Here is a 6,846-nt window from a genome sequence, read left to right on the forward strand (position 1 = left end):
TGGGCGGCCGTGGCGCTCGCCCACACCCGGGCCGCCGCGTCGACTGGACCGGCCAGCAGGTCGGCCTGCCGGAGAATGTCGGCCTCCAGTTCCCGCAGCCCGGGACCGGGGTCCAGGCCCAACTGCTCGGCCAGCGCCGTGCGGGCCCCGCGCAGTACGGCGAGCGCGTCGGCCTGGCGGCCGGCCCGGTAGAGCGCCAGCGCCAGCAGACGCCATCCCTCCTCCCGCCAGGGATGTCCGTGGGCGTGCGCGTCCAGATCCGGCACCGCCTCGGCAGCACGGCCGAGATCCAGCAGGGCCTGGGCCCGGCGCTCCACCGCGCGCAGGCGCAACTCCGTCAGCCGGGTCCGCTCCGGCCGCGCCCACGGTGCCTCGGTGAACTCGGCGTAGGCCGGGCCCCGCCACAGGGACAGCGCGGAGTCCAGTACGGGGAGCAGCCGCGCGGGCGGTTCCCCGGCCTCGACGGCCTTCTCGAAACGCCAGGCGTCGACGGCGTCCGGGCCGGCACGCAGCGCGTAGCCGGGCCCGACGGTGACGATCATCCGGGGCGGGGTGCGTGGCGGCCGGTCCGGCTCCAGCGCCCGACGCAACGCGCCAACGAACGTCCGGATCGCGCCGACCGCGCCCTCGGGAGGGGCCTCCCACAGGTCGTCGGCCAGCAGGTCGACCGGCACCACCCGGCCCCGGGCCACGATCAGCCGGGCCAGGACCTCCCGGTGTCTCGGACCCTTCAGGGAGATCTCCGCTCCCGTGCCGTCCCAGGCCGCCACCGGGCCGAGAACCCCCAGACGGACGTCCATCGGCCTGCCTTCCCGCCCATCACTCGCACGCTGATCGGATGCTCATCGGTGCCCGGCAGGCTGAGGAGGTCAGGACATCGACCCGGCCCGCCGAGGAGAAGAGAACGTGTTACCCGTAATCCAGGACTTCACCTACCACCGCGTCCCCGTCGCCGACGGTGTGACGCTGAACGCCGCCGTCGGCGGTTCGGGCCCGGCGATCATACTGTTGCACGGCTTCCCGCAGACGCACCTCATGTGGCGGCACGTTGCCGCCGACCTCGCCACCGACCACACGGTCATCTGCCCCGACCTGCGCGGCTACGGCGACAGCGACAAGCCGGCCGAAACCGGCCCGGACACCTACTCCAAGCGCACGATGGCCGCCGACCTGGTCGCACTCGCCCGGGCCCTCGGCCACGAGCGGTTCGCGCTTGCCGGCCACGACCGAGGCGCCCTCGTGGCGTTCCGGGCGGGCCTGGACCACCCCGACACGATCACCCATCTCGCCTGCCTCGACGTGCTGCCGACGCTGGACATGTGGGACGTCATGCGGGGAGCCTCGGCCGCCGTCGGGTTCCACCTGTACCTCATGGCCCAGCCACCCGGCCTGCCCGAGCAGATGATCAGCGCCGCGCCCGACGCGTTCTTCGGCCACTTCCTGGACCAGTGGGTGGCGGACCCCGCCGCGCTCCCCGCCGAGATCCGCGAGATCTACCTCGCCGCCTCCCGCGCGGCGGTCCCCTCGATCGTCGCCGACTACCGTGCCTCGGCGGGCATCGACGTCGAACACGACAGCGCCGACCGGGCCCGGGGCAGCCGGCTCCGCATGCCCGTCACCGTCATCCAGCAGGACTGGGGGGCGGCCCTGGGCTACGACGCCGCCGCCCTGTGGCAGGCCTGGACCGACGACCTGCGCCACCACACCACCACGGCAGGCCACTTCATGGCCGAAGAGGCCCCCGCAGAGATCGTCCAGCGACTACGCGAACTGCTCGCCCTCTGACCGGCCCGCCACCACCACACCGCCTCGACGTTGCGCCGGGGCGGTGGCGGTGGCGGTGGCACCTGGTACAGCCTGCTGTACCTGAGCTGACTCGCTGGCTGGATCGTCCCCGACGGCTGCGGCTCCTAGCGTCGAGGTTACCGAGCGGTTCGTAGCCTAAGGAGCACGTCGTGTCCGATCCGTACCAGATCTCAGAGGGGCCGGAGGCACCTCGGCCCGCACCGCCAGCGACCGCCCGGGGCAGGGCCGTTCGCCCCCTGCTGTGGCTGGCCCTGGTGATCAGCGTTGCCGCCAACGTGGTGTCATCGGCAGCCGACATCAACATGTTCATCGGATCCGGATTCGGACTGATCGCCCTGACCTGTGCCACCGGGCTGATCGTCCATCACTACCGGCACCGGCGTCGATGAAAATTATCGGTACGGAACAGTGCTCCCGCCAGCACTGGTACACCTGGCTGTACCGCGATTCGGTTGTCCACGGTAGAGACCTCGAATGGCAGTGACTGATGGACTCCTCAGTGGAAGGCAAGAGGTTCACTGGGAGGAAACATGGTCGCAACCGATGCTCGACCGGTCCCCGATACCGGGCCAAATGACACCGGAATTCGAGGTTTCATTCGCCGTCGCCCGCTGCTCAGCTTCTTCGTGATGGCCTACCTTTTGAGTTGGGCAGCCTGGACCCCGTACATTCTGTCGGCCACCGGGCTGGGGATCCTCGATTTCCGGTTCCCCGCGATTCTGGGCACCACACAGTTTCTCGGCGTTCTACCCGGTGCCTATCTCGGCCCGATCACGTCGGCGTTCGTCGTCACCGCGATCGCCGACGGCCGGCCCGGACTTCGTCGCTGGGTTGGCCGGATGCTCAAATGGCGGATCAGTTGGCGCTGGTACCTGTCCGTTCTTGTAGGTGTGCCTGCCGCACTGGTCATCACCTCCGTCGCACTCTTCGACGGAGCCGTCCAGCTACCACCCGTTACGGTACTGGCGGCCTACCTGCCAGTCCTGCTCATCCAGATGTTCACCACCGGCGTCGCCGAGGAACCCGGTTGGCGGGACTTCGCCACGCCGCGCCTACAGCGGCGGTACAACGCACTGGTAGGCACGATGATTCTCGGCCCGCTGTGGGGCATCTGGCACCTTCCGCTGTTCCTGAGCGAATGGGGCGGCTGGCCGAACACGACCTGGCTGACCGTCGGCGAGTTCCTGGCCGGGGCGATCGGCATCAGCGTGGTGATGACCTGGGTCTTCAACCGGACCGGCGAAAGCCTGCCGGTGGTGATGCTGCTGCACGTCAGCATCAACACCTTCATGTCGGTGGCCTGGGCGGAGATGTTCCCAGCGGACGCCAATGCCGAGAGTTCGGCCCGCGTCGTGTTGCTGGCCTCCGTGACAGCGGCACTCGTAACCCTCCTCGCCACCCGTGGACGCCTCGGCGACCGACCGGCGGAGAAACGCGAGACGCCGGCCGTTGGATGAGACGCCGAGAATGACCGTGCCCGGCCGGTGAATGCGGTACGGCCGGGCAGGTCAGGTAATGTCCAACGGGTTCCAAGGCGTAGGGAACTATCGATTGCAAGAGGCTCTATGATCGACGTCCGCGAAGCTCCATCGCCCGCCAGGAAACGACACTGGCAACGGGCGGCGGCTACCCGGGCCCGCGCCGCTCTGGACGGCCTCGAACACCTCGTCGGCGGCCTGGGCACCGGAATCCTGGCCATGGTGACACTGCTCTTCCTGGTCATTGCCGCACTGACCTGCCTCGTCGGCATCGGTCTGCTCCTCCTGCCCGTCGCCCTGCGGGTGCTACAGGTCGTCGCCGACCGGGAACGCGCCCGGCTCTCCAGGTGGGGGCCGGAGATCATCGGTCCGGAGCCGGTGCCGGCCCGGCTTGCCACCGCCCTACGGGACCCCGCCATACGAAGGGAACTCGGTTGGGTGCTCTGCCACGCGACGCTCGGCCTGTTCCTTGGCCTGTTCGGGGCGACACTTCCCCTCTACGCGGTGACCAACGGCACGTTCCCGCTGTGGTGGTACCTCCTACCACCGGACGAGGCCAGCGACAGCCTGGGCCTCGTGCACGTACGCGATGTGCCGGACACGTTCCTGGTGAGCCTGATCGGCCTGGGATGGCTCGTCATCGTCATCGCCGTCATGCCGGGCATGGCCTGGCTCCAGGCCTGGCCCGGTCGACGCCTCCTGTCACCCGACCCTGACACCGACCTGACGATCCGGGTCGCGCAACTGACCGCGACCCGGGCCGCCGCCTTGGACGCACACGCCACCGAGCTGCGACGGATCGAACGGTCACTGCACGACGGCACCCAGAACCGGCTGGTCGCCGTCAACGTCCTGCTCGGCGCGGCGCGGCGCACACTGGGACGCAACCCGTCCGACGCGGAAGCGATCATCGACCGCGCCCAGGACGCCGCCGAGCAGGCACTTGCCGAGCTGCGCGCCGTCGTACGCAGCATTCTGCCGCCAGTGTTGGCCGAGCGCAGCCTTGCCGACGCCCTCACCGCCCTGGCCGCCGACTCTCCGGTGAACTGCCGTATCGATGCCGAAGGGTCAGACCGGTGCGCGGTGTCCGTCGAGGCCACGGCCTACTACGTGGTCGCCGAGGCGCTCACCAACATCGCCCGCCACAGCGGGGCTGAGAACGCCACCGTTAAGCTTCGTCGCCGTGGGGACCGGCTGTCCGTGGAGATCAGCGATGACGGCCACGGCGGAGCAGACGAGCGCGGCGGGTCGGGGCTCAGCGGCATCCGCCGCCGCGTCGAAGCCCACGACGGGACGTTCGAGCTGGTCAGCCCGGTCAACGGACCAACTACCCTGACGGTGAGCCTGCCATGCGGATCGTGATCGCCGAGGACGACCTGCTGCTACGGGAAGGGCTTACGCTACTGCTACAGGCGGAGTCCCTCGACGTGGTGGCCGCCACCGGCACACCCGACGAGTTCCTGACCGCCATCGAGGCGTACAAGCCCGACGTGGCGATCGTCGACGTCCGGATGCCACCGACACACACCGACGAGGGGATCGTCGCGGCGGTCGAGGCCCGACGCCGGCAGCCGGGCCTGGCCGTGCTGGTGCTGTCGGCGTACGTCGAGCAGGCGTTCGCGACCGAACTACTCGCCCAGGGCAGCTCCCGCCTCGGCTACCTGCTCAAGGAGCGGGTCGGGCGGGTGCAGGAGTTCCTTGACGCATTGCACCGGGTGGCGAACGGGGGCACCGCAGTGGACCCCGAAGTCGTCGCCCAGTTGTTGACCCGGACCCGGCCAGCCACACCGTTGGAACGCCTCACCCCTCGGGAACGTGAGGTGCTGGCGCTGATGGCCGAAGGACTCGGAAACAGTGCCATCGCAGAACGTCTCTTCGTCACCGAAAATGCCGTACACAAGAACATCCGAAGCATCTTCGCCAAGCTGGACCTGGCACCTACCGACCGTGCGGACCGCCGAGTCGCCGCCGTCCTGCGCTACCTCGAAGACGCCCGACGGCGTATCTGACTGCGAGTGTCCAGGCTCGGCTGCGGGAATGTGGGAAGCAGGCTGAACCCGACGTACGGATTCGTACGGACGGGTTGATCAGCCTGGAACGGGAGGCGTTGGCGATTCACTCCACCAGAGGTTGCGATCCTCGCCCGCTCCGAAGACCGGGCGCAACTCCAGCAGGTTGATTCGACTGCCGCCGCCGAGCTGGTTGCGATCCTCGATGCTCCTGAAGGGCCACCAGATTCCGTCCCATCGGCTCAATGAGTGGAAGGAATCACATGGCAGTAGATCAGGGAGCCATCGGTCGGCCAGAGTGTCCGGAGGTGGAGCCGCCTCCGAGTCATTTGCCGCTCAGATGGGCGGTGATCCTTGGCTTCAGCGGGGCTTGGGCTTGCGGCGTATGCCGCTGAAGGGCTCGCGGTGGCGGTTGTGTTAATTGCTGGAAGCATGCACAAGATCTCGAAGTAGGTGAACTCAGTGTGGTGCTGGGCGAGGCTGGAAACTCCTCGCCCAGCCTCAGCGTCCGTTGGCTCAGCACCTCGAAAGGCGGCCTATGCGGCTGGGCGGGCGGTCCGGTTGAGGAACTCGACAAGCTCTGCCACCGGCACCACAGCCTCTGCCTTGTATGGTGCCTGTCGCGCGGCGACCCACTGTTCGATGATCTGTCGCATTAGGACGCTCGTGCCGATCTGCTGTTCTTCTGCGACTTTGAGAAGCTCGTCGTACACCGAGGTTGGGAGGCGCACGGTGCGTACCGCCATGATCTCGCGTGCCGCTGGTGGCGTCACCTCGGCAGGCTCGCCGGTGCGGATCAGATTCGACAGGTCGTTGTCTTTTAGGTAGTTGATCATCTCTTGCTCGGTCATTGCGTCTTCCATCGGTGCCACTCCTTGATCTCGGGCGGTGTCATGGTGCGGGCGAACGAGATGTTCCAGAGATCGGCGATCTCTGAACTTTGGATCAGGAGCACCGCGACGAAGGTTCCTGACTCAGTAGCACCCATGACGATGCGTCCGTTGGTGGAGAGTCTTCGGGTGAGTTGATCTGACGCTGGGGCGTAGAGGACGTCGGCGACATCGGTCAGCGTTACCCCCTTCAGGTGTGTGAGCGCAGCGTCTGTCCAGTTGAACTGCTCCACGTAGCGAGCGTAACACGTCGTATTACGTAGTGGTGAATCTGGTTGGAAAGGAATATATGCTGCCAGAAGTGGTGATAGGCGTATTGAGGAAAATTCAATTTCGACTGCTGGTGGGATGCTGAACCTGTCCGGCCTGGAATGGTCGGGTGGTGCGCGGAGATGGGTCAGTCGACGTGGATTGGTTTCTGGGCGATGGCTCATGGGGTTCCGGGTAGATGCCCCTCTATGTGGTGCCGCCGATTCGAATCGTCGGTCCGAGTCGGGAGCTGCCGGAGAGATTCCCCGAGGCGGGAAGCCTGGCATGATTGAGGGTGCACATCAGGAGCGTTAGTTGATCTAGTGTCTCGTGATCCCGATGTCTTTACTTGAGATGTGTTGTGGTTGGCTGTGTCGGTGGAGATGTCGTCGGATGAGCGGGCCGAGCTTCGGG

Annotated in this window: 8 protein-coding genes; 5 read left to right on the top strand and 3 right to left on the bottom strand. The window is 67.2% G+C overall.

The window, feature by feature from the left end:
- Window positions 1-800: AfsR/SARP family transcriptional regulator (locus ACFQ4H_RS34270; RefSeq protein ID WP_377579354.1), on the bottom strand; the 800-nt coding region annotated here is incomplete at its 3' end.
- A gap of 106 nt (window positions 801-906) precedes the next feature.
- Here ACFQ4H_RS34270 and ACFQ4H_RS34275 point away from each other — a divergent pair.
- From ACFQ4H_RS34275 to ACFQ4H_RS34295, 5 genes are all read left to right on the top strand, one after another.
- Window positions 907-1,785, top strand: a complete 879-nt coding sequence (locus tag ACFQ4H_RS34275) for an alpha/beta fold hydrolase (protein WP_377579356.1) — start codon at window positions 907-909, stop codon at window positions 1,783-1,785.
- Window positions 1,786-1,955: 170 nt separating this feature from the next.
- Window positions 1,956-2,195, top strand: a complete 240-nt coding sequence (locus ACFQ4H_RS34280; protein ID WP_377579358.1) for a hypothetical protein — start codon at window positions 1,956-1,958, stop codon at window positions 2,193-2,195.
- Window positions 2,196-2,435: 240 nt separating this feature from the next.
- A complete protein-coding gene (locus ACFQ4H_RS34285; protein ID WP_377579360.1) occupies window positions 2,436-3,263 on the top strand; it encodes a CPBP family intramembrane glutamic endopeptidase in 828 nt (275 codons plus the stop codon).
- Between the two features lie 108 nt (window positions 3,264-3,371).
- Window positions 3,372-4,646, top strand: coding sequence for a sensor histidine kinase (locus ACFQ4H_RS34290; protein WP_377579362.1), 1,275 nt, complete (start codon window positions 3,372-3,374; stop codon window positions 4,644-4,646).
- Window positions 4,634-5,293 (top strand): response regulator, encoded by a 660-nt coding sequence (locus ACFQ4H_RS34295; protein ID WP_377579364.1) that lies wholly within the window; start codon window positions 4,634-4,636, stop codon window positions 5,291-5,293. Before ACFQ4H_RS34290 ends, ACFQ4H_RS34295 begins: the two co-directional genes overlap by 13 nt.
- A gap of 536 nt (window positions 5,294-5,829) precedes the next feature.
- Here ACFQ4H_RS34295 and ACFQ4H_RS34300 read toward each other — a convergent pair.
- Together ACFQ4H_RS34300 and ACFQ4H_RS34305 are read right to left on the bottom strand one after the other, a co-directional pair.
- Window positions 5,830-6,156, bottom strand: coding sequence for a hypothetical protein (locus tag ACFQ4H_RS34300; protein WP_377579366.1), 327 nt, complete (start codon window positions 6,154-6,156; stop codon window positions 5,830-5,832).
- Window positions 6,141-6,416 (bottom strand): hypothetical protein, encoded by a 276-nt coding sequence (locus ACFQ4H_RS34305; RefSeq protein ID WP_377579368.1) that lies wholly within the window; start codon window positions 6,414-6,416, stop codon window positions 6,141-6,143. Before ACFQ4H_RS34305 ends, ACFQ4H_RS34300 begins: the two co-directional genes overlap by 16 nt.
- Window positions 6,417-6,846 lie beyond the last annotated feature (430 nt).

This window comes from Micromonospora sonneratiae (assembly GCF_042679305.1).
Classification (GTDB): Bacteria; Actinomycetota; Actinomycetes; order Mycobacteriales; family Micromonosporaceae; genus Micromonospora_H; species Micromonospora_H sonneratiae.

Excerpts from the sequence above, each read along its gene's own strand:
- ACFQ4H_RS34285 (WP_377579360.1), top strand. The coding sequence starts at position 2,436 with ATGGCCTACCTTTTGAGTTGGGCAGCCTGGACCCCGTACATTCTGTCG.
- ACFQ4H_RS34290 (WP_377579362.1), top strand. The coding sequence starts at position 3,372 with ATGATCGACGTCCGCGAAGCTCCATCGCCCGCCAGGAAACGACACTGG.
- ACFQ4H_RS34295 (WP_377579364.1), top strand. The coding sequence starts at position 4,634 with ATGCGGATCGTGATCGCCGAGGACGACCTGCTGCTACGGGAAGGGCTT.
- ACFQ4H_RS34300 (WP_377579366.1), bottom strand. The coding sequence starts at position 6,156 with ATGGAAGACGCAATGACCGAGCAAGAGATGATCAACTACCTAAAAGAC.